20 protein-coding genes are annotated in these 22,892 nt (G+C 67.5%); 10 read left to right on the forward strand and 10 right to left on the reverse strand.

The features are described from left to right. Positions 1–386 precede the first annotated feature (386 nt). The gene (gene dnaA, locus M3330_RS11730; protein ID WP_094979670.1) at positions 387–2,132 is read right to left on the reverse strand and encodes a chromosomal replication initiator protein DnaA; all 1,746 of its coding nucleotides are present in this window, start codon (positions 2,130–2,132) and stop codon (positions 387–389) included. A 587-nt stretch (positions 2,133–2,719) separates the two neighbouring features. Here dnaA and rpmH point away from each other — a divergent pair. From rpmH to M3330_RS11775, 9 genes are all read left to right on the forward strand, one after another. Then, positions 2,720–2,863 (forward strand): 50S ribosomal protein L34, encoded by a 144-nt coding sequence (gene rpmH, locus M3330_RS11735; protein ID WP_006550910.1) that lies wholly within the window; start codon positions 2,720–2,722, stop codon positions 2,861–2,863. A gap of 20 nt (positions 2,864–2,883) precedes the next feature. Beyond that, the gene (gene rnpA, locus M3330_RS11740) at positions 2,884–3,279 is read left to right on the forward strand and encodes a ribonuclease P protein component (protein WP_255024833.1); all 396 of its coding nucleotides are present in this window, start codon (positions 2,884–2,886) and stop codon (positions 3,277–3,279) included. Then, complete coding sequence (gene yidD, locus M3330_RS11745; RefSeq protein ID WP_006550908.1) at positions 3,276–3,566, forward strand: membrane protein insertion efficiency factor YidD; 291 nt, start codon at positions 3,276–3,278, stop codon at positions 3,564–3,566. Before rnpA ends, yidD begins: the two co-directional genes overlap by 4 nt. Positions 3,567–3,635: 69 nt before the next feature. After that, the gene (gene yidC, locus M3330_RS11750; RefSeq protein ID WP_006550907.1) at positions 3,636–4,730 is read left to right on the forward strand and encodes a membrane protein insertase YidC; all 1,095 of its coding nucleotides are present in this window, start codon (positions 3,636–3,638) and stop codon (positions 4,728–4,730) included. Positions 4,731–4,752: 22 nt separating this feature from the next. Further along, positions 4,753–5,298, forward strand: coding sequence for a R3H domain-containing nucleic acid-binding protein (locus tag M3330_RS11755; RefSeq protein WP_006550906.1), 546 nt, complete (start codon positions 4,753–4,755; stop codon positions 5,296–5,298). 110 nt (positions 5,299–5,408) lie between these two features. Continuing rightward, positions 5,409–6,089, forward strand: coding sequence for a 16S rRNA (guanine(527)-N(7))-methyltransferase RsmG (gene rsmG, locus M3330_RS11760; RefSeq protein ID WP_033098073.1), 681 nt, complete (start codon positions 5,409–5,411; stop codon positions 6,087–6,089). A 624-nt stretch (positions 6,090–6,713) separates the two neighbouring features. After that, entirely contained in the window at positions 6,714–7,685 is a 972-nt protein-coding gene (locus M3330_RS11765; protein ID WP_006550904.1) for a ParA family protein, read from the forward strand. A 284-nt stretch (positions 7,686–7,969) separates the two neighbouring features. Beyond that, complete coding sequence (locus tag M3330_RS11770; protein ID WP_255028898.1) at positions 7,970–8,914, forward strand: ParB/RepB/Spo0J family partition protein; 945 nt, start codon at positions 7,970–7,972, stop codon at positions 8,912–8,914. A gap of 58 nt (positions 8,915–8,972) precedes the next feature. Next, positions 8,973–9,662, forward strand: a complete 690-nt coding sequence (locus M3330_RS11775; RefSeq protein WP_255024842.1) for a GNAT family N-acetyltransferase — start codon at positions 8,973–8,975, stop codon at positions 9,660–9,662. A 75-nt stretch (positions 9,663–9,737) separates the two neighbouring features. Here M3330_RS11775 and M3330_RS11780 read toward each other — a convergent pair whose 3' ends face one another. From M3330_RS11780 to M3330_RS11795, 4 genes are all read right to left on the reverse strand, one after another. Further along, positions 9,738–10,916, reverse strand: coding sequence for an N-acetylmuramoyl-L-alanine amidase (locus tag M3330_RS11780; protein WP_006550901.1), 1,179 nt, complete (start codon positions 10,914–10,916; stop codon positions 9,738–9,740). A 135-nt stretch (positions 10,917–11,051) separates the two neighbouring features. Next, complete coding sequence (trxA, locus tag M3330_RS11785) at positions 11,052–11,381, reverse strand: thioredoxin (RefSeq protein ID WP_006550900.1); 330 nt, start codon at positions 11,379–11,381, stop codon at positions 11,052–11,054. Positions 11,382–11,427: 46 nt separating this feature from the next. Further along, a complete protein-coding gene (gene trxB, locus M3330_RS11790; protein WP_006550899.1) occupies positions 11,428–12,393 on the reverse strand; it encodes a thioredoxin-disulfide reductase in 966 nt (321 codons plus the stop codon). 200 nt (positions 12,394–12,593) lie between these two features. Continuing rightward, complete coding sequence (locus M3330_RS11795) at positions 12,594–13,793, reverse strand: NADH:flavin oxidoreductase (RefSeq protein WP_006550898.1); 1,200 nt, start codon at positions 13,791–13,793, stop codon at positions 12,594–12,596. A gap of 105 nt (positions 13,794–13,898) precedes the next feature. Here M3330_RS11795 and M3330_RS11800 point away from each other — a divergent pair, with 105 nt between their 5' ends. Further along, positions 13,899–14,450, forward strand: coding sequence for a TetR family transcriptional regulator (locus tag M3330_RS11800; RefSeq protein ID WP_006550897.1), 552 nt, complete (start codon positions 13,899–13,901; stop codon positions 14,448–14,450). 23 nt (positions 14,451–14,473) lie between these two features. Here the strand turns inward: M3330_RS11800 and M3330_RS11805 are convergent, their stop codons facing one another. The 5 genes from M3330_RS11805 to M3330_RS11825 all read right to left on the reverse strand — a co-directional run bounded on the left by M3330_RS11805 (position 14,474) and on the right by M3330_RS11825 (position 22,842). Beyond that, complete coding sequence (locus M3330_RS11805) at positions 14,474–15,196, reverse strand: hypothetical protein (RefSeq protein ID WP_019290481.1); 723 nt, start codon at positions 15,194–15,196, stop codon at positions 14,474–14,476. 54 nt (positions 15,197–15,250) lie between these two features. Then, positions 15,251–15,799: an RNA polymerase sigma factor SigM gene (sigM, locus tag M3330_RS11810; RefSeq protein WP_033098127.1), complete on the reverse strand. Its 549-nt coding sequence runs from the start codon at positions 15,797–15,799 to the stop codon at positions 15,251–15,253. A 142-nt stretch (positions 15,800–15,941) separates the two neighbouring features. Beyond that, positions 15,942–19,760, reverse strand: a complete 3,819-nt coding sequence (gene murJ, locus M3330_RS11815; protein WP_255024848.1) for a murein biosynthesis integral membrane protein MurJ — start codon at positions 19,758–19,760, stop codon at positions 15,942–15,944. Continuing rightward, positions 19,757–22,240, reverse strand: coding sequence for a DUF6049 family protein (locus tag M3330_RS11820; RefSeq protein ID WP_255024849.1), 2,484 nt, complete (start codon positions 22,238–22,240; stop codon positions 19,757–19,759). Before M3330_RS11820 ends, murJ begins: the two co-directional genes overlap by 4 nt. Continuing rightward, positions 22,237–22,842, reverse strand: a complete 606-nt coding sequence (locus M3330_RS11825; RefSeq protein WP_033098068.1) for an NUDIX hydrolase — start codon at positions 22,840–22,842, stop codon at positions 22,237–22,239. The genes M3330_RS11820 and M3330_RS11825 overlap by 4 nt, the downstream gene beginning before the upstream one ends. Positions 22,843–22,892: the final 50 nt, after the last annotated feature.

The following is a 22,892-nucleotide window of genomic DNA, read 5'->3' on the forward strand; positions in this document are numbered from 1 at the left end:
TGCTTGGAAAGCCGGGAGGCTCGAGGCGTGAGCCTCATTCGAGGGCCTGTGGACCGACGCTCTCCACACACCTGTTTTGAAAGAAGATTTCTGAAGAGAACTCACAGAAGTAGTAATAGGGCCTGTGGAATCTGTGGACGAACGACCGTCTAGGCTGGTGGGGCAACGTTCTCGAGGGCGTCGAACTCGAGGATGAACTCGAGGAGTTCTCGAGGATGAATGTGGATTCCTCGAGACTGTTCATTCTTTGTCCACCGTTCGTCCACAAAGATCCCACGTTCTGCACACCCTTGTCCACAGGTGTGGGGACCGGAAATTTCTCGAGATACGGGACAGGGAGCGCCCTGTGGACGCTCCCTGTGGATGGAAACTCGAGGCTCGAGGAATCAGCGCTTGGACCGCTGTTTGATACGCGCGGTGAGCTCCTGCACCTGGTCGTAGACCTTGCGACGCTCGGTCATCTCCTTGCGAATCTTCTTGTCCGCGTACATGACTGTGGTGTGGTCGCGACCGAAGGTCTGCCCGATCTTCGGCAGCGACAGGTCGGTGAGCTCGCGGCACAGATACATCGCGATCTGGCGGGCCTGCGCCAGCGGCCGTGCCTTTCCGGGCCCGCACAGGTCGTCTATCGACGTCCCGAAGTACTCCGCGGTCACAGCCATGATCGTGGCGGCATTGATCTCGAGAGCCGAGGAATCCGGCATCAGATCACGCAGCACGACCTCGGCGAGGGTGAGATCGAGCGGCTGCCTGTTGAGCGACGCGAAGGCCGTCACACGGATCAGGGCACCCTCGAGTTCGCGGATATTGCGTTCGATCCGGCTCGCGATCAGCTCGAGCACGTCGTGCGGCACGTTCAGACCGTCCATGCGTGCTTTCTTCGACAGGATCGCGATGCGCGTCTCGAGTTCGGGAGGCTGGACGTCGGTGATCAGTCCCCACTCGAACCGGGTCCGCAGTCGTTCCTCGAGCGTCGCGAGCTGCTTGGGCGGCCGGTCGGACGAGACGACGATCTGCTTGTTGGCGTTGTGGAGGGTGTTGAAAGTGTGGAAGAACTCCTCCTGGATGCCTTCCTTGCCCTCGATGAACTGGATGTCGTCGACGAGGAGGATGTCGGTCTCGCGGTAGCGCCGCTTGAACGCGACCTTGCGGTCGTCGCGGAGGCTGTTGATGAAGTCGTTGGTGAACTCCTCGGTGGAGACGTACTTCACCCGCATGCCCGGGAAGAGGCGCTGTGCATAGTGGCCGGCGGCGTGCAGCAGATGGGTCTTCCCCAGGCCCGAGGCGCCCCAGATGAACAGGGGGTTGTAGGCGCGCGCCGGTGCCTCGGCGATGGCCACCGCCGCGGCGTGCGCGAACCGGTTCGACGCACCGATCACGAAGGTGTCGAAGGTGTACTTCGCGTTGAGGCTGCTGCTGCCGATGGGCGGCGTCTCGGGCGGCGGGGGCTGGGTGAAATAGGACGGCCACGACTCGCGGACGGCGGTCATCGCCTCCCGGTCGTCGTCGACCTCCTCGAGTTCGCCGTGGTCGGCCTCGAGCATGTCGTGCTCGCGCGAGGAGATCAGGCGTCGCCGATAGGCCGCACCCTCACCGGGAAGCATGCCGTCCCGGGTGAAGCCCCCGTCCATCGGCCCGACGCCGTCCCTGGCCACAGCCCCGTCCCGCGCGCCGGCGACATCCCGGGGCATCGGAGGGTCGCGACGCAGATCACGGCTGCGGGGCTCTGCCGTGCGCGGGTCACGGCTGCGGGGCTCTGCCGTGCGCGGATTCACAGGCTGTGCATCTTCCGGCAGACCCTCGAGGGGCAGCGTGTCGCGGGGTTCGGCGTAGGGATCCTCGGCGGGGTCGTCCATGCGTTCCCGCGGTTCGACACGCACACCGAGACCCTCGACCCGGTGACCGAGGTGCCGGTTGAGGGTGCGGAGGATGGGTTCGCGCAGATCGCGTTCGATCGATTGCTGGGCGAGGGTGGACGGCACCGAGAGCAGCGCGAATCCCTGTGCGAGCGTGATCGGTTTTACCAGCGCGAGCCATGCCTTCTGGCTCTTCGTCAGCATTCCGTCGTCGATGGTCAGCTCGGATACGACGTCCGTCCACACATCGGCCAGCGCGTTCGGCTCGTCGCTCACGCAGCTTCCCTCCCTTTGGTCACCGGTTTTCCACACGATTATCCACAGGTGTGGACAACCGGGGGAATCACCCGGTGGATGTGTGGATGGGAGGTGTGTATTCGCTCGGCGGGGCTCGTGGGCCCGGGCGGTCTGCGGGGATCAGTGTGACACACGGTGCGACGCGGTCCGACTCCGTGTTCGGTGAACGCGCCCGGAGAAGCTGCGCGACGACGCCCGAAGAGGCGCGGGGCAGCGGGCCGTCACCGGCCGGCACATCGTCGTCGAATGGAGCGAGACGCGGGACTGCACAGGTAGTCGCGATGCGCCGTCGAAGACATGGCCCAAAGCGTACCCGAGCTGTGCTCCGGATCACATATCTTCTCGGCGAGTGGTTTTCGCCGAACAGGTCCGGCGTGTCGCGTTGATCGGCGCTGTTCGTCGCGGTTTGATTTCGCGCCCGCGTCCGAGTAGCCTCGAACAGTCACTCATACCGAGGTGACGGGTTCGTCCGGCTCGAGTCGAGCAATACGAATCCTGCGAATTCACGTACACGTTGGACGACGGTGCTTGCCGCGCCGTCGCAGAATTATCGAGGAGTGTCGACCGTGGCCAAGGGCAAGCGGACGTTCCAGCCGAACAACCGACGCCGCGCGCGCGTTCACGGCTTCCGTCTCCGGATGCGCACCCGTGCGGGTCGCGCGATCGTTTCGGCGCGTCGCCGTAAGGGCCGCGCTTCTCTCACCGCCTGATTCCCTAACGGGAGCTCGGGGTGCTACCTGAGCCGTATCGACTGCGGCGCCACTCGGATTTCTCGGATACCGTCCGCCGAGGGCGTCGTCAGGGGCGGCGGGATCTGGTGGTTCACGTTCTCGAACGCGATCGCACCGAGTCCTTGGTGAGTGTAGGCGGTCCGCGTTTCGGACTGGTCGTGAGCAAGGCTGTCGGGCCGGCGGTGATTCGACATCGAGTCGCACGCCGGCTTCGTCATATCTGTGCAGGTCTCGTCGAGGCTCTGCCCTCCGAGACCGACATCGTGCTGCGCGCACTACCCGGCGCTGCCATCGCGGATTCCCGTGAGCTCGACAAGCAGGTGCGGTCGGGTCTCACCCGCCTCGGACTGCTCGACGCCGGTGCTTCCGCCTCGCATGGGAGTGGTCGCGCATGACCGAGCCCGAGCGGAGGTCGTGGTGGCGGTCCCTGCGGTCCGCCCCGGCCCGGGCATTGATCTTCTGTATCGAGCTCTATCGCACCTATGTGTCGCCCACACGGATGCCGACCTGTCGATTCACCCCGACTTGTAGCGAGTACGCCGTGGAGGCGCTGCGCACGCGGGGTGTCGTCGTCGGTGCGGTCCTGGCATCGGTGAGACTGCTCAAGTGTGGCCCCTGGCACCCTGGTGGGTGGGATCCGGTACCCGAACGGAAACATCGGTCGTCCCCAGTGGGTACCTGACCGGAGCCGAGACCCGAGACCGACGCCTCTTCGTGGCGATCATGGACGACCAGAGGAGTACATAGAGCCGTGCTCGACTTCATCTACTATCCCGTGTCCTGGATCCTCTGGGTCTGGCACAAAGTCTTCGCCGCGATCCCGTTCCTAGGACCGGACAGCGGTTGGACCTGGGCGCTGTCGGTGGTGTTCCTCGTGTTCACCCTGCGCGCGATTCTCTACAAGCCCTTCGTCAAGCAGGTTCGCACGACCCGCCAGATGCAGGAGCTGCAGCCGCAGATCAAGGCACTTCAGAAGAAGTACGCCAAGGACCGGCAGCGCCAGGCACTCGAGATGCAGAAGCTCCAGAAGGAGCACGGCTTCAATCCGTTGATGGGCTGTCTGCCCGTTCTGCTGCAGGTCCCGGTCTTCATCGGCTTGTTCCACGTGCTGCGCTCGTTCAACCGCACGGGTACCGGCTTCGGCCAGCTCGGGCTGACTCCGGAGGAGAACGCGCAGATCGGCAACTATGCGTTCAGCCCGGAGGACGTCCAGTCGTTCCTGAGCGCCCGCCTGTTCGGTGCTCCGATTTCGTCGTGGATCACGCAGCCGATGGCGTCGCTCGAGGCGTTCGAGCCTTTCGGCGGCATTCCGACGCGCTGGCAAATTGCCGCCGTCGCGGTGCCGCTCATGATCGTCGCCGGCGTCGCCACGCACTTCAACGCTCGTGCCTCGGTCTCCCGCCAGAGCGCGCAGGCCGCCGCGAACCCGCAGGCCGCGATCATGAACAAGCTGGCCCTGTACGTCTTCCCACTCGGTGTGCTCGTCGGTGGTCCGTTCCTGCCGATCGCCGTCATCATCTACTGGGTCAGCAACAACATCTGGACCTACGGACAGCAGCACCTCGTCTTCCGCCGTATCGACAAGGAGGAAGAGGAGAAGAAGGCTGCGGCTCTGGCCCGCCGGAACGAGAATGCACCGAAGCCGGGTGCTCGCCCCGACAAGTCCAAGAAGAAGGGCTCGGCCGCAGCGTCCGACGCCGTCGATGCCACGGTCGACGAGACCGGCGAGGTGTCGCTGCAGAAGGACGCCGCGGCCGGCGACGGCTCCCCTGCGGCTTCGAAGTCCGGTGCGTCCGCTCCCAAGCCGGGTAGCCGACCCAAGAACTCCAAGCGCAAGCGGCGCTGACCGAAGTAGAAGAGAGCTGAATATGGCCAGTGACCTGGACAAGGTGGAAGAGGACCTCGCGGTGGCACCCGAGGAGCGCGACACTGCGGCGGACGCCGATCTCGATGACGACTACCTCATCGAAGAAGGCGAGATCGCCGGCGACTACCTGGAGCAGTTGCTCGACGTTCTCGATTTCGACGGTGACATCGACCTCGACGTCGAGGGCGACCGCGCGGTCGTGAGCATCGACGGCGGTAAGGATCTGACCAAGCTGGTGGGTCGCAACGGTGAGGTTCTCGACGCTCTGCAGGAGCTCACCCGTCTCGCCGTGCAGCAGGCGACCGGCGAGCGCAGCAAGCTCATGCTCGACATCGCCGGGTGGCGTGCAGGCAAGCGTGCCGAGCTCTCATCGCTCGGCGCGTCGGCCGCGAAGCGCGTGCTCGAGACCAGCAAGCGCGAAGAGCTCGAGCCGATGACGCCGTTCGAGCGCAAGATCGTGCACGACGCCGTCGCGAAGATCGACGGTGTGTCCAGCGAGAGCGAGGGTGCGGAACCGCACCGCCGTGTGGTGATCGTCAAGGATTGAGTCGGCCGTGCCGACCGAAGAGGGACTCTGCGCCGTCAGGGTCCCTCTTCGCCTTTTCGTAACTGATGCTGTGGGTCCCGATGTTGTTTCGGGTGAGCCGACAGGAAAGGATGTTTCACGTGGAACAGCACGAGGCGGAACTGTCGGCGGTCGCGCAGCGGGTCTTCGGGGATCGGACCGAACTTGCCGAGCGGTACCACCATTCGTTGTCGACGGCAGGTGTCGAGCGGGGGCTCATCGGGCCGCGTGAGGTGCCGCGCCTGTGGGAACGACACATTCTCAACTGCGCCGTGGTGGGCGAACTCATCCAGGAGGGTGAGACAGTCGTCGACGTGGGCAGCGGTGCCGGTCTGCCGGGTATTCCTCTCGCACTTGCCCGTCCCGACCTCCAGGTCACGCTCGTCGAGCCGCTTCTGCGCCGCACCGTCTATCTGGCGGAGTTCGTCGAATCCCACGGGATCGAGAACATTCTCGTGGTCCGTGGCCGTGCTGAGCAGCCGAGCGTCCTCCAGGAGGCGGGCGGCGCAGACGTCGTGACTTCCCGTGCCGTCGCACCTCTCGCCAAGCTCGCCAAGTGGTCGCTCCCCCTCGTCCACGAGGGAGGCCGGATGCTGGCGTTGAAGGGTTCGTCCGCTCGAGAAGAGATCGACCGCGATCACGACGAACTCGCTCGCCTCGGTGCCGGCAATCTCGAGGTGCTCGAGTGCGGAGGCAATCTCCTTCCGACACCCACGATCGTCGTGAAGGCCGAGCGGATTCCGCGGCCGGCGCGGCGTCGCAAGAAGCGCTGAGCGAATCGCCTGGCGCGACGATCGCCCCGACACCCTCCCCTCCCCTACCGGGTCGGGAGGGTGTTGCCGTTTCCGAGACATTCTTTCCGACTCGAGGAATCTACTCGAGTACATTACCGGTGCAAAACGGTTGTTTCGGACGTTGTCACACCAGACCCGATCACCCCATGACGTTTCGTCACTGTGATGTTTCAGATTCCCTGGAATGTGTTTATCAAACGAATTATCTTCCTGTGCACTACGATTGAAACTCACTAATGTGAATAGTATTGCGGACCAGAGCATTTCAGTCTGGGTGTTCGCGGTTCTCGGGCCCACTCGTGTGGGTCGGGATTGTTTCACGTGAAACCACCGAGCCGCTCCTCCGCCTGTTTCACGTGAAACAACTCCGCTCCCCGTTTCACGTGAAACGTCACCCGGCCATGTCGCCGACGGAACCTAGAATGCGGATGGGATACTGAACCGACTGAGAATGCGTGCGCGTGGTCGGAAGGCCGGGGACAGCTCCGGGCCCGGGACTCGCATTCTCCCTTCGGCGCCTCGACCCGGTCTTCGAAGTCGCGACCGGGAAGCGACGAGGATGTAGCGTGCGAACCGAGCGGATCTACGTGTAAGGAGTGTTCTATGACGGGTGGATCTGAATCCGCTGTTTCACGTGAAACCGGAGGCGCCGAGGACGACTTCTCCCCCGTACCCTTCGACGGTTTCTCCACCGTCGACACCCCGATCGGCGCGGCTGCTCATCGCGCCACCCAGGTCCTGCATCCGAGCGATGCCAACGCACTGCCCAAGCCGCGCGAGCGTCGCGTCTTCACGATCGCCAATCAGAAGGGCGGGGTCGGTAAGACCACCACGGCGGTGAACATCGCCTCCGCGCTCGCCGTGCAAGGATTGTCGGTCCTCGTGGTCGACCTCGATCCGCAGGGCAACGCGAGCACCGCCCTGGGCGTGCCGCACTATTCCGGTGTGCCCTCGAGCTACGAGATCCTCCTCGGCGAGATCAATGCCGCCGAGGCCGTGCAGCAGAGCCCGCACAACGAACGCCTCTTCTGTATCCCCGCCACGATCGATCTCGCCGGTGCCGAGATCGAACTCGTCTCGATGGTCGCGCGCGAGAACCGCCTCCGGAACGCCCTCACCAAGGAGGCGCTAGGCGACCGCGAGTTCGACTACGTGATCATCGACTGCCCGCCGTCGCTCGGTCTGCTCACGGTCAACGCGCTCGTCGCGGCGAAGGAAGTTCTCATACCCATCCAATGCGAGTACTACGCACTCGAAGGTGTCGGGCAGCTCCTGCGCAACATCGAGCTCGTCCAGTCGCACCTCAACCCCGAACTGCACGTCTCCACCGTCCTCCTGACGATGTACGACGGTCGCACCAAGCTGGCCGATCAGGTCGCCGCAGAGGTGCGTGCGCACTTCGGCAGCGCGGTGCTGCGTTCGGTCATTCCCCGCAGCGTGAAGGTTTCCGAAGCTCCCGGTTACGGGATGACCGTTCTCGACTACGATCCTGGATCGCGCGGCGCGATGAGCTACCTCGACGCCGGGCGCGAGTTGGCGGCACGCGGGGTACACGAGAATCAGGGGAACGGATGAGCGCGACACGTAAAGGCGGGCTCGGTCGAGGTCTGGCAGCGCTCATCCCCACCGGTCCCCCGGTGGATGCAGAGCAGAAGCCCACGGCCGCCCCGAGTTCCACTGCCGCCGCCCCCACGGCCACCGCTCCCACCGATACCGCTGCTCCGGCCGTTCCTGCGCCGGCCAAGTCCGCACCGGCCGCGGGTGAACCGTCGAAGCCTGCTTCGGGCGGACAGTCCAAGTCGGCTGCGTCGCGTCGCCCCGGCTCGTCGGTCCTGAACCTCCCGTCATCGGGTCTGGGTATGGCAGCCGCCGATCTCATCATCGGCGACGGCAGAACGCCGGCGCCCGCGTCGCCGGCGGAGGCTGTCGAGGACGACGCGGCACGGGCGTCCGGAGCGGCATCCGAAAGCGAACCCCTCCCCTCCCCCACCGGAGCGGTGTACCTCGAGATCCCGATCGACCGGATCGAGCCCAACCCGAAGCAGCCGCGGCAGGTCTTCGACGAGGAAGCGCTCGCCGAGCTCGTCCACTCCGTCCGCGAGTTCGGGCTCATGCAGCCGGTCGTGGTCCGCCGTCTCGAAGGCGACCGATTCCAGCTCGTGATGGGTGAGCGTCGCTGGCGTGCCGTCCAGGAGGCAGGCCTCGGCACGATCCCCGCGATCGTCCGCGACACCGAGGACGAATCGCTGTTGCGCGACGCGCTGCTCGAGAACATCCACCGGGTGCAGCTCAACCCCCTCGAAGAGGCCGCGGCCTATCAGCAGTTGCTCGAGGAGTTCGAGGTCACCCACGAGGAACTCGCGAGTCGGCTCGGACGGTCGCGGCCGGTCATCACGAACATGATCCGGCTGCTCAAATTGCCGGTCGCGGTGCAACGACGCGTGGCGGCCGGAGTGCTGTCGGCCGGGCACGCGCGTGCCTTGTTGGCGCTCGAGGCCGGTGCCGACGCTCAGGAGGCACTCGCCGCACGCATCGTCGCCGAGGGCCTGTCCGTGCGGGCGACGGAAGAAGCCGTCGTGCTCGCCAACCGCAACGACACCCCCGACGCTCCGCAGCAGAAGCGTCGGAAGCCCATCCAGATGCCGGGGCTGCAGGACGTCGCGGAGCGTCTGTCGAACTCCTTCGACACGCGCGTGACCGTGAGCCTCGGCAAGCGCAAGGGCAAGATCGTGGTGGAGTTCGGTTCGGTCGACGACCTCGAACGCATCGTGAAGATGATGGAGTCTCAGACCGACCTTTCTTGACTCCTCGTCGGAGCAAGACAACAGTCTGTAGACGAAAGACGTGGAGGCGAGCTATCCCGTGTCGACCCGAGTATCACCGCTCACGTTGAGTGGGATCGAGCAGTTGCCTGCTCATGCGCGACGGTGCGTTTTCTGGGAGCTGGATCCCACCTCATCGCCCGACGTTCAGCAATTCGCCGACCCCGAATTCGAGAAGGAAGCATGGCTGTCCATGGTCCTTCTCGAATGGGGGTCGTGCGGCCAGATCGCGACGATCGGCGACAAGGCCGCCGGGTGCGCGCTCTACGCTCCGCCGGGCATGGTTCCCCGCGCGCAGGCCTTCCCTACCGCGCCCGTCAGCGCCGACGCGATCCTGCTGACATCCATGCGGACCGAACCGCACGCGGACGAGCAGGATGTCGGAGCCGACCTCATCCGCGGTGTCGTCGCCGATCTCGTCCGTCGTAACGTCCGTGCCATCGAGGCCTTCGGGATCCGACGTACCGCCGACGTAGAAGCGAGCGATGTGCCGCACGCGACGGCCGCACTCGGGTGCTCCGACACGGAGTGCATGATCGACGCAGACTTCCTCGAGGACATGGGCTTCGAGGTCGTCGCCCCGCACTACCGCTACCCGCGGCTGCGTCTCGAGCTCGACCGCGACCACGAGTGGAAGTTCGCCGTGGAGGCCGCCCTCGATCGGCTCCTCGAGGAGTCCTCTCTCACCGTCGCGGATCTGACCGCAGGTTCGGCCGTCGGCGCCCACTGACGTACACCCGACACCGACGAAAAAGGACCGCCCCGCGGACTCTGCGAGGCGGTCCTTTTCTCGTCTACGGGCCTGCTAGCGACTGTCGGAGATGGACAACTCTTCGGCAAGCAACTCGGCGAAGGTGTACGTGCCGGTCGGCTGGTCGTCCTGGCCGAGCAGGTACAGCCGCTTCACCGCGATGAGGATCGCCTCGGCGATGATGTCGCGGCTGCGCGGATCGGCGAGCAGCGCGGCGTCCTGCTCGTTGGTGAGGTAACCGAGATCGATCTGCACCGTCGGCATGTTCGTCAGGCGCAGCAGATCCCAGGTGCGGCCGTGGCTGCGGCAGTCCTGCAGGCTCGTGCGGGCGACGATCTCGCGCTGGATGTAACCGGAGAGCACCTGTCCGATCATCGACTCGGACCCGTGCGAGTTGCCGTAGTGGAAGCTCGCGATGCCGTTCGCGGCGGGGCTGTGGCTCGCGTCGCACCGCAGCGAGATCATGAGGTCGGCACCGAACGCGTTGGACGTGCCCGCGCGTTCGACGTCGGTCGGATTCACGTGGTACGGCCGCGACAGGAAGGTCTCCATGCCCGTCGCCGCCATCCGGCCCTCGAGCCGACGCGCGAGATCCCACAGGATGTCGGCCTCGGAGATCGGGCCGTGAGGGCTCGGCACGATGATGCCGTGGGTGTTACCGCCGAGACCCGGGTCGATGACGATGCGCTTGCCGCTGAGCTGCGGACCGGAGCGGCGCACGATCTCCTCCTCGGAGATCGCGTGGGGCGACCCGCCCGACACGCGCGTGCCGAGCAGTTCGAGCGAGCGCAGTGTCTCGGCACCGCAGATGCCGTCGGAGGCGAGTCCGATCTCGCGCTGAAAGGAGCACAGACCCTCGTGGGTCTTCGGCCCGAAGTAGCCGTCCACGCGGTCGACGTAGAAGCCGAGATCCTGCAGACGGGTCTGCAGGGCCGCGACATCGTCGCCGTAAAGCGGAGCGGAGAGCTGATACATCAGGGTGCGCGCACCGAGCTTGTACGACGCTTCCTTCAAGGAACGGTAGGTCGCGGGGCCTACGGTCCCGTCGACGAGCAGACCGCGCTGCTGCTGGAACGCGCGCACGGCTCCGTCGAGTTCACGATCGAAGCGGACGTCCGATCCCATCCAGTCGCCCGACTCCTCGGGCTCGTTGTGCAGGAAGCCCAGGCCGGCCAAGGTGCTCCGGATCTCGGCGACCGCCGGACCGTGGTCGCCGTGACGAAGAGGGCGCATGTATCGGGCCTTTCCGTGCTGACAGGATCGGTGCCCGGCGTGAGGGCTGGGCAGCATCGAACGGGAGTGGGATGAAGGATGTGCCCGTGAAGACGGGCTCACGGGCACATCCGAGAGGTTGATCCTGGGACGGTACTACAGGACGTCCGCGAGATCCCGAAGCAACGCCGCCTTGCCCTTGGCCCCCACGATCGTCTTCGTCGGCTTGCCACCGGAGAAGAGGATCATCGTGGGAATCGACATGACCTGGTAGTCGCGTGCGGCCGACGGATTGGCGTCGATGTCGAGCTTGGCGACGGTCAGCTTGTCGCCGTGTTCGGCCGCGATCTCCTCGAGAACCGGAGCGACCATCTTGCACGGACCGCACCAAGTGGCCCAGAAGTCGACGAGGACGGGCTTCTCGGACTGCAGTACGTCCTCGACGAACGACGAGTCGGTGATGGTGACGGTGTTCTTGTCGGCCACGGATGTCTCCTGAATCTCGGGGTGGAATGTGGAACGGGGTGGTGGATCAGGCCTCGGCGAGCGTCGGCGCCTCGACCTCGCGGTTCGCGACGAGCCACCGCTCCGCGTCGATGGACGCCGAGCATCCGGTGCCGGCGGCGGTGATCGCCTGGCGGTAGGTGTGGTCGACGAGGTCGCCCGCGGCGAAGACACCCGGCACGGAGGTCGCGGTGGAGGGCGCCGAGACCTTCACGTAGCCCTCGTCGTCGAGGTCGACCTGACCCTTGACGAGCGAGCTGCGCGGGTCGTGGCCGACGGCGACGAACAAGCCGGTGACCGGCAGGTCGCTGCGCTCGCCGGTGACGGTGTCCTCGAGGACGAGGTTGGTGACGCTGTTCTCGCCCTGCACCTCGGCGACCTTCGCGTTGGTGACGAAGCGGATCTTCTCGTTGGCGCGGGCGCGCTCGAGCATGATCTTCGAGGCGCGGAACTCCTCGCGGCGGTGGATGAGGGTGACGCTGCGCGCGAAGCGCGTCAGGAAGGTCGCCTCCTCCATCGCGGAGTCGCCACCGCCGACGACGGCGATGTCCTGGTCGCGGAAGAAGAAGCCGTCGCAGGTCGCGCAGGCGGAAACGCCGCGGCCGAGCAGCTGCGACTCCCCGGGCACACCGAGGTAACGCGGCTCGGCGCCCATCGCGAGGATGACGGCGTGGCTGCGGTAGGTCTCGCCATTGGCGACGACCGTCTTGACCGGGCCCGTGAGGTCCATCTCGTCGACGTCCTCGGTGCGCAGATCGGCGCCGAAACGCAGTGCCTGCTCACGCATCTGGTCCATGAGTTCCGGGCCCATGATCCCGTCCTTGAAACCCGGGAAGTTCTCGACCTCGGTGGTGGTCATGAGCTCGCCACCGAACTGCGTTCCCTCGAAGACGAGCGGGGTGAGTTCGGCGCGGGCCGCGTAGATGGCGGCGGTGTATCCGGCCGGTCCCGAACCGACGATGATGAGGTCGTGAATCGTGGGCGAGGTCGTCATGCGGCGGAGCCTTCCGGTTGGGTGAACGGGGGCGCGAGGACTGCGGGCGATCCGGCCGGAACCGGACGGCAGCCTACAGATACTGTCAACACCAGGGTAAACGGTGTTGTTCCCCTTCCGCCGTGCGTCCCGCCACAGACGCCCTGTACGGACCGGCCGGTCGCCCGACCGGCCCGCCCTCGATGCGAACCGGTACGGTCTCAGGCCGCGCCGGGCACGTCCCGCAGCGTCTCGCGGATCACGCAACGCGTGCCCGTATAGATGGTCGGCATGCACTTGTTGCAGTGGATACACAGACCTTCGTGTGCCGTCTTCTCCTCGAACTTGCGGACGAGATACGGATCACGCAGCAGCGCGCGGCCCATGGCGACGAACTCGAAGCCTTCGTCGAGCGCCGTCTCGATAGTGTCGAGCCGGTTGATGCCGCCGAGCAGGATCAGCGGGATCTTCAGTTCCTCGCGGAACTGCCGGGCCATGGGCAGGAAGAATGCCTCCTCGAACGGGAGCTTCGGGAAGATCTTCGGCCCGTAGACCTTCAGTCCCCAGCCGACGACCTTCGGCTGCGACGCCTGGAACTCCTTCATGGGGACGTCGCCGCGGAAGAAGTACATCCCGTTCAACAGCGAGCTCCCGCCGGTGAGCTGCATGGCATGGATGGTGCCGTCGGACTCGATGAGCTTGGCCATGGGCAGGGACTCGTCGAGCCACAGACCCTGGGGCACGCCGTCGGTCATGTTGAACTTCGCGATGACGGCCACCCCCTCCCCCACCGCCGTGCGGACGGCCTCGAGCACGCGACGCGGGAAGGCGGTACGGCCCTCGATGCTGCCGCCGTACTTGTCGGAGCGCTTGTTGAGATTCGGGCTCATGAAGGAGCTGAGCAGGTAGTTGTGCCCGAGGTGGACCTCGACGGCGTCGAATCCGGCCTCGACGGCGAAGCGCGCGGCGCGTGCGTAGTCCTCGACCACCCGATCGAGCTGCTCGAGTGTCGCGCCGCGGACGAGCCCCATGGCGGGGGCGCTGATGCGCGTGGACGGCGCGAGCGTCTTCATCTTGTTGGAGATCTGGTTGGCGACGAGTCCGGCGTGGCCGATCTGCGCGGAGGCCAGACCCCCGGCGGCGTGCACGGCGTCGGTGAGCCGGGTCAGGCCGGGGACGGAGTCGGCGTCGAGCACGAGGGTGTCGCGGTGGACGCGGCCGTCGTGGGAGACCGAGCAGTAGGCGACGGTCGTGAGGGCGGTGCCGCCGCGGGCGACCTCGGCGTGGAATTCGACGAGTTCGTCGCTGACGGCTCCTCGAGGCATGACCCCTTCGAAGGTTGCCGCCTTGACGATGCGGTTGCGGAGGGTGAGCGGCCCGAGTCGGGCCGGTTCGAACACGGTGGGTCGCGGCGAAGACATGCCCCTACTTTCGATGCCAGTGGTATCGTAATTGCGCTTCGACTATAACGCTCGTCACACTCCGCGCCAGATCGATTCCCACTCGGTCCCGACATCACGGATCCCATGCCCAGCACCGCTCCGGGGCGCCCCCGCGACCCCCGAATAGACAACGACGTCCTCACCGCCACCCGCGAGATGCTCCGCTCCCACGGCTGGGACGGGCTGAGCCTGCGGGCGGTCGCCGCCCGCGCCGGCGTCGGCCGCGCCGCACTCACGCGTCGGTGGCCGACCAAGGCCCACCTGGTGCTCGACGCACTGCTCGGTTCCGCACCCGATCTGACGCCCTACGACGGCATCGATCGCAAGGGCTGGATCGAATGGGTGGTCACCGGGAGCATCGAATTGTTCTCCCGGCCGGAGGTCCGCGCTGCGCTCCCGGGGCTTCTCGCGGCACTGCGGGACCACGACGACCTCCGCAACACGCTCTGGCGCACGTTCAGCGGCCCCAGCACCGCCCTGTTCGCCGACGGCGACGGCTCGGACGTCGAGATCGACGCCAAGGCCGTGCTCGTGATGGCAGCGGGGTCGGCGTTGTTCGCCGGCCTCATCGCCGCGGAGGACGACACACCCGCGCTGCGCGCGCGGATCCTGGAACTGTTGTCGACCGTGGCGTAGCGCCGGACCCGAGCGCCGAAAGGTCAGCCGATCGTCTTGCGGACCAATATCGCGGGATCATCTGCGTCGCAGTCGGTTCCGACCACCAGAGCGGTAAGCGCCGGTGCGTCCGGTCCGCTCAACAGGACGAGGACGGCATCGTCGCCGGCGTACCGCACCGCGCGTGAACCGATCGGTGACCGGCCTTCGAAACCGTTCGCGTCCAAGCATTCTCGGAGACGATCGGCTCCACCGAGGAGACCGGGATCGGTGTCGCCGATCATCGCCCGCAGGGTGGAGGGTTCGAACAGGGCCTCGTCTTCCGCTGCCGCGACGGGAACACCGGTCGGGTCGTCGCTACCGAAAGCCGTTTCGCGCACGACCACCACGAGCAACACCGCCACTGCAGCCGCGACCGCGGCACCGGCCACCGCCCACCGGCGACGCCGTGCGATGCGGGACGGTGTGGACCGGACATCGGACCGGTCGTCGGATCGATCCTCCGCGAGCGCGGCACCGATACGCGCGGCGATCTCGGGCGGAATCGATTCCTTCGGTGGAGCGCCGCGCAGGGCCGACAACCGCGCCTGCGTCGCGTCGAGCCGCGCCAGATACACGACGGCCCCGGGATCGCGGCGCACGCGCGGCCACAACCGGGCGGCGAGCTCCTCGTCGAGCACCCCGGCATGCAGATCGGCGAGCAACTCCGCGGAGTACGGCGGGCGCATCTCGGCGGAGTTCGACGGACGCATCTCGTCCTCGTTCATGCGCGACTCTCCTCCGCGGTTCGGCATCCCTCACCAGAGTAAGACGGAGGAGGATCACGATCGGTTCCCCTCGGAGCGAAGGTCGTCGAGAAGAACTGCGAGCCGGCTCCGCGCGCGGGCACAGCGGCTCTTGACCGTTCCCTCCGGAACACCGAGACGTTGCGCCGCCTCCCGGACGGAGAAACCTTCCACATCCACCGCGACGACGGCTGCCCGCTGGTCGGGTGGCAGTGCGAACAGGGCGGATTCGATGTCGAGTGCGATCTCGGTGTCGTGGATGGGATCGCGCGGGGTACGCAGGTCGTGCGAATCGTCCTCGAACAGTGGGACGGTCACGCGGACACGATTGCGGCGGATGCGATCGAGGCACGCGTTGACGACGATCGAATGCAACCAGCTGCGGACCGCGGCGTCCTCCCGGAAACCCGAAGCCCTCCGGTGCGCCGAGAGCAGTGCCTCCTGCAGCGCGTCGGCCGCGTCCTCGTTCGAGTAACTCGTCCGCCGCGCGACCTGCCACAGATGGTCGTGATGTCGTGCCAGCAAGGCGGAGAAGGCATGCCGATCGCCTGCGATGTGTGCTGCGAGCAGCTCGGCATCCGACACTGCTCCATCGGACGCCACCCCGTCCGACACGCTTCCGCCGTCGTCGACACCCCCGTCGGGCACGGCGATTTTTGCGATCCCCCCGAAAATTCGCACGCGCGGATGGTAGCCGATCCGGACGATTCCGCCCGGCTGTCCGCGGTCAGCGTGCGGCTTCGAATTCCACTTCGGAGAGGGAACTCTTGTTGCTTCCGCCGCTCGAGCTCAGATCGGTGATCCACACCAGCACGTGCGAAGTCTGGCCGTCCGCCTCGACCGGGATCGTGGTCTCACCGGAAGCCAGTGTGCCCGAACCGATCACCTGCGTCTGATCGAGCGACGTCGACTCGGACGGTGCGCTGCGCACCTCGACGACCGTGCCCGGCGTGTCGGTGGTGACCTTCACCGCGGACAGTTCCGACGCGTCGGCGAGCGTGAACAGAAGTCCGACACCGTTCTTCAGCGACGGGAACGGATCGAAGTAGGCATCGGTGCTCCACGAGGTGGACGGATCACCGTCGATCGCCTGCGACGCGGTGGCGGGCGAATCGGGTGTGCCCTGAGGCGAGAACACCGACACGGAGGTCGCGGAGACCGGAGCGCTCGCCGCCGGTCGCGGCGGCGCGGCCTCGACCTGCTCGTCGCCCGCCCCCTCCTCGGCGGGTGCCTCGGCAGTGGGAGTCAGACCGAACTCCTGACTCGTCAGCGGAGCATCGTTGGCATCGCCGGCGAGCAGGTTCGCGATCCACCATCCGATGAGCGCGAGCAACAGCACCGTCGTGGCACCGAGCGCGGCCAGGGCGATGAGCATCCGCTGCGAATGTTTCTTCTTCTGTTCCAGCGCTTCGGGATCCGCGAGTGCATGCGTCTCCGCGGCGGCAGCGCGCTGCCCGATCCGCAGTGCCGGGATCATCTCGGTCTTCTGATCGACGACCGACGCCTGGTCGAGGATGTGCTGCACGGTCGCGGCGGTCCGGATACCGCCGTCCTCGGACAGGGCACGCACCGCGACCGCCGAGATCTCGAACGGCACATCGGGACGCAGGACGCGCGGCTCCACCGGCACACCGTCCTTGCGGTCGGGCTCCGGCATTCCGCCGACGGTGGCACCGCTGTGGTGCGGGACGGGAACGCCGCCCGGAGCCGATGGCTCATCGAGCGGCCACCGTCCGGTGATGAGTCCGTACAGGCTCGCGCCGAGACCGCGCACGTCGGACATCGCGTCGGAATCGGAGAAGGTCGCGGGGAAGGCCAGCACGGCGTCACCCGCCACGCTGATGCGGATGCGATCCGGGTGGTCGATCGACAGCGCGCTGCCCGCACGGTGCGACGCCTCGGCGGCGGCCGCGAGCGCGCGGATCGCGCGTGCCGCACCGATCGGCGACGGCTCGGTGGTGGACATCTCCTTCAGCGACCGGCCGGGAGTCCACTCCGAGATGACGATGCCGCCCGAGCTGCCGCGCACCACGTCGAGGACGCGGGCGAGTCCGGGCGAATTGATACGACCGAGGCGCAGGGTGCGCGAGAGCACGGCCTGCGGCGAGTCGGGGCCGGTGCCGTCGGCCGCGCGCTGTTCCGCGTCGACGAAGGTCAGCGCGACCTCGCGATCGAGCTTGACGTCGAGTGCCTGCCAGAAACGCAGACCGCGCGCGCCTCCGTGCGGGGCGAGCAGACGGTAGCGACCACCGGCGACCGAGGCACCGGCGATGAGATCGGGGCCGCGCATCGGACGGCGCGGCTGGGAGGCCGGGCCCGCGACACGCACCGGCGGGAGCTGCGGGGATCCGACGGGGATGACACCCGTGTCGAGGTTCGGATCGCGCGGCGGGCGCTTGCCGTCCTTGTCGGCAGACTTCTGCCGTGCGGCGGCATCGATGGTGGACTTGCCGGCAGCGTGGTCGTCGCTCACCCTCACTCCTTCGTTGTCGACTCGTCCACTTCCGGTGTGCAGACGCGGGTCGCCGCTGGGGGCCGCGAAGAACCGTGGTCGACGGCTCCCGGACCGTACCTGCTGCTGATCAGGGTACGGGAGTTGTCCGTGCGCATTGCTGCGACCGGGCACGTCCCTGATGGCGGGCATGACCTCTGTGATGGCGTCATAAGGTCCGACGCCGTACTCGCCGTAGTCGATACGCGGCAGGATGACGGTCTTCTCGGCATCCGATTCGGCGTAGCGCGGACGCGGGACGGGGGCGGGAGCCGGTGCCTCGTCGGAGGTGGTTCCGGTCTCGGGTTCGGAGGGGGCCTCCTCGACCGGGGCGGTGCCGCGCAGTGCCGCGACCTTCCGTCGCACGGCCGCTTCGATCGCGAGGATCTCGGGCACCTTGAGCAGGTACATCCCGACCAGCGCGACGAGCACCATGAGCACACCGTTGAGCCCGACCCGCACGAGCGAGCCGATGCCCCCGAAGCGGTCGGCAAGGACGTCGAGTTGCAGGAGACGGTCGGTGACGAGCACGACAATCGCCGCGGCGAGCGACGCGAGCACGACGTGCCAGACGGTGCGTCCGACGTTCGCCATCTGCAGGTCGCCGAGTGTGCGGTGCAGCAGATAGCCGCCGATGAACGCTCCGACGGTGAACGCGACGCCCGTGGCCGCGCCGAGGAGCAGCACCACCTGCTCGTCGTTCGCCGCGACGACGGGCGCCAGCGCGGACAGGCCGATCTTGACGGCGGTGATGCCGAGGATGATCCAGGTGGGGGTCCAGGCCTGTTCCCTGGCATAGAACACGCGCAGGTGGATGAGCACCAGCGCGTACGGGATGAGCGTGAACGCCGACCAGCTCACCGCCTGGCCGAGGCGTTCGGCGTTGCTGCCGCCGAAGTTGCCGTAGCCGTACAGCGCGGCGCCGACCTGCGAACCCGCGATCGTCAGGAAGGTGACGATCGGGATGAGCGAGATCATGGTGAGGCGGGTCGCGACGGACAGGTCGTCGACGACGGCCGGGGTGTCGTCCGCGGCGGCGTTGCGACTCAGGCGCGGCATGATCGCGGTGAGCACGGTGACCCCGAGGACGCCGTAGGGCAGCTGCAGCAGCAGCCACGCGTTGTTGTAGATCGCGGGACCTGCCTCGTCGGCGCCTGACGACACACGCGTGGCGAAGACCATTCCGGCCTGGCTGATCAGCACGTACAGCACGATCGCGGCGGCCATGCCACCGAACTGCCGGAGCCGGTCGTCGAGACCCCACAACGGCCTGAGATTGATGCCTTCGCGGCGCAGCGCGGGTACCAGGCACATCGCCTGCGTGATGACGCCGAGCAGCACGCCGATGCCGAGGACGAGCAGTTTCGGATCGCTCATCCGCACCGGATCGAGCGTGATCTCGCCCGGCATCAGGTAGTAGATCACCAGCACGGTGAGCACCACGAGGTTGTTGCACACCGGGGCCCAGGCGCCCGGCTTGAACACCTGCCGGGTGTTGAGGATGCCCGTGAACAGGCCCGACAACCCGTAGAACATGATCGCGGGCAGGAGCAGGTACGACAGCGCTGTGGTCAGCGACGTCGAGACCTTGCCGGACTCGTCGAGGAAGACGTGGGTGGTCAGGACCGGGGCTGCGGCCACCGCGAGAACGGTCGCCGTGCCGAGCAGCACCAGCGCCGTGGTGAACAGTCGCCGGACGAAGGCCTCACCGCCGTCGGGGTCCTCCCGCTCGGCCCGCACCAGCACCGGCACGACGATCGAGGTCAGGACGGCGCCGAGCACCAGCTCGGAGATCATGTTGGGGATCTGGTGCGCCACGGTGAAGGACGACGCGACGCTCGCACCGAGCAGGGTCAGGATGAGCAGCTGCTTGAGGAAGCCGGTGATGCGGCTGACCAGGGTCGCCACGGCGATGGAGCCGGTCGCCGCGAGCAGGCTCTGCGGCCTGCGGCGACCCGCACCGGCACCCGTGACGTCCGGTGAGGTGGTGGGAGAGTCCGACGGTCCCGGGTTCGGGTGTGTCTCCACGTCGTCCCGTGTGGAGTTCCCGGTCATTTCTCATACCCTTCGTCGGCTGGATCCGGCTCTCCCCGGAACCGGTGCAGAAGTCGCCTGCCCGCCAGGAACAGCAGGAGGGCTCCCGCACATCCCGTGACGACGGCGAGGATCTGGCCGTACGCATTGGAACGTACCGTCACCGTCGTCGAGCTGCCGAGAGGCAGGCCGGAGTCGGTGGTGAGTGCGAACTCCAACCGGAGGTTCCGCGAGTCGCTGATCTGAGCCGGCACCGTGAGGGTGCGGCTGCCACGCGGCGGGAGCTGGGTCGGCCCGATATCGGTGATGTCCACCGTGTCGGGCGCGTCCACCTGCAGCCGCACGGTGATGCCCACGGGCAGGTCGTTGCGCGCGGTGAGCAGCAGCGGACTCTGTTCGGACGTCAGGGTGTACACACCGCCGGTCGAGATGACCGTCACGGCGTCGTAGATGTCGTCGACGGCCTCCCGCACCTCGGAGGCGCGGTGCTCGCCGGTCGCGTAGGCACCGTCGGCGTCGGCACCGCGACGACCGGCCAGGCTCATCGCGCGCAGCAGGTCCTCGCGCAGCGGGGCGGTGAACTGCTGCGGGGTGAGCTGGGCCTGCGGGTCCTCGACCAGCGCCGTCTGGATCGCGTCGAGGCGGCCGATCTGTTCCTCGGCCTCGGACACGACCGTCGCGGAGGCGCCGTCGGTGATCGCCTGCTCGGGATAGACCAGCATCGAGGCCGTCGGGTCGTTCGCGGTGTTCGCGGCCGCGTCGACGAGCGCGGCGAGCGGTCGCGGCGTGGTCAGGCCCGAGCGGACGAGCGTGGAGAGCATCGACAGCACGGAGGCGGCGTCGTCGGGCGATGCCGACCAGTTCTGCGGCGGCGCGAACAGCACCGATCGGCCTGCGACCGGCAGTGCCGCCCCGGTGACCTCGCTGACCGTCGGCACCATGGCCGGCCAGGCCAGCGCGCCGAGGGCGTCCTGCAGGCGGGCCGTCGAGGAATCGCGGGAGAGGTCGTAGCGCGCCGAGGAGGGGACGAAGGACGGCGTCTGCGGGTCGGTGCCCATCCCGGCCAGTGCCGCGGACGCGGACGAGTCGAACAGGGCGGCGGTGAGGCCGGAGACACCGGAGATCCGGAAGCCGTTGCCGCCCGGCGCGGTGGACGGCGTCGACGACGTGCCCGCGAGCAGGGCGCGTCCGCCCTCGAGGGCGTTGTCGGACACCAGAGCGGTCACCGGGCCGTCGGCGGCGAGCATCGATCCGGTCTTCTCGGTGAGTACGCCGGAGTCGGGCCACATCACGCCCGGGGTGGAGGTGACGCCGAGGATGGAGTCGACGATCGTCGCCGGTGATTCGAGCGCGGAGTCGGTCAGGGACGAGTCGGCGAGGTCACCGAGCGCGGTCAGGTCGACCTGCGCGAACGGCACGGCCAACGTGCAGGTCGTCGCCGCGAGGGCACGCAACCGCTCGAGCCAGGCGACCGCGGCATCCGTGCCCGAGCCCGGACGCGCATCGCCGGTCGGTTCGTTCGGATCCTCGACGACGAGATAATCGCGCGTCATGTTCGCGACGGTCACGAGCAGGTCCGGGTCCACGGCCAGGCACAGTCCCTCGAGGACGCGGGGTTCGGTGCGGGCGGTGTCCTCGACGGCGCGCAGCAGACCGTCGAGCCTCCCGCCCTCGGTGAGCGAGGCCGCGAGGTCGTCGTCGACCAGGCGTACCGGCTCGGTGCCGGAACCGGCCACGCCGGCGGCGAGCCTCGGCCGATCGGCCAGTGGCCACAGCATCGTGACCGCGGCGGGGCGGGACACGTCGGGCGGTACGGCGGGGAACGCCTTCTCCTCGCGGTCGAGCCGGCCGTCGTCGGACGAGCGGGTCGTGCCCCGCGACCCGCCGTTCCCGGTTTCGGTCTCCTCGGTGACCTCGTCGCTCGCGGGAACCGCGAGCACGGGCAGCAGGAAGCGTGCGTCGTCGAGCCGGGCCGCCCCGCCGTATTCGGGGACCCCGTTGACGTTCACCAGCAGCGGGTAGACGCCGGGAGTGTCGATGTCGAGCGACGGCACGAGATCGGAGCGCAGCGGCAGTTCGAGTTCGAAGTCGGCACGTTCGCCCTGTCCCAGCCGGTCGGCGACCTCCTCGAACTCACCGACCGTGTCGAATCCGGCCTGGTCGAGGGACAGCGAGGTGCGCAGCGCTGCGGAGTCGGAGACCACCGGTGCGCGCTGCAGCCGCACCCAGACGTCCTCGACGTCCCGGTCGCCGATGTTCGCCACTGTGCCGCGGACCGTGACGACGGACTCGCTCGTGATAGTCACCGTCTGCGGCGTCACCTCGTCGATGCTCAACTCGAGGAAGCGCGGCTCGTCGGGGTCGGTCTGGGCTGCGGCCGGGTTCGCCGTGGCCGTCGGGAGAAGAGTCGTCGGCAGAAGAGGCGTCACGCCTGCCGTTGTGAGGACGAGTACGAGCACGGCGAGCACCGCGGCGCCCGCCCGGGACACCACCACCGTCATCCGCGTGGGGCCCCCGGTTCGTCGGCATCGGGGAGTCGTGTGTGGTCCATCTCGGCGATGAGCTGATCGGCGATGTCGGCGAGCTTGCGTTCGTCGGCGTACGCCAGGCGGGTCCGCAGTTCGCGCAGCGGCACCCACGCCACCTCGGTGACCTCGACGTCCGCGTCGGAGAGTTCTCCGCCGAGATAACGCAGCAGATAGTGGTGCACGGTCTTGTGGACCCGGCGGCCCTCGGTGACGAACCAGTAGTCGATGCTGCCCAGCTCGGCGAGCACCGAACTGCGCACGCCGGTCTCCTCGCGGACCTCGCGCATCGCGGTTTCCTCGGCGGTCTCACCCTGCTCGATGTGGCCCTTCGGCAACGACCACAGCAGGCGTCCCCGCCGGTCGGTGCGGCCGATCAGGGCTGCGCAGAGTTTCTCGGGCGGACCACCGAGTCCGTCGACCACCAGACCTCCCGCGGAAGTCTCGCGGACGGTCCGCATGCGAGGTCCGGGCGAAGCGGACGATCCGGGCGAAGCACCGTGTGCGGTCTTCTTTGCGCCCGCGCCACGCCGCCGCGAGCTGCGGCGGTTACGGTTGGCACGTTCGGCGGGCGACACCTCATAGATAGTAGATGGACCGACGTCGGTCCCGGCTCAACCACACGAAC

Origin of the sequence: Rhodococcus sp. GA1, assembly GCF_024321955.1 — a bacterium.
Classification (GTDB): domain Bacteria; phylum Actinomycetota; class Actinomycetes; order Mycobacteriales; family Mycobacteriaceae; genus Rhodococcus; species Rhodococcus pyridinivorans.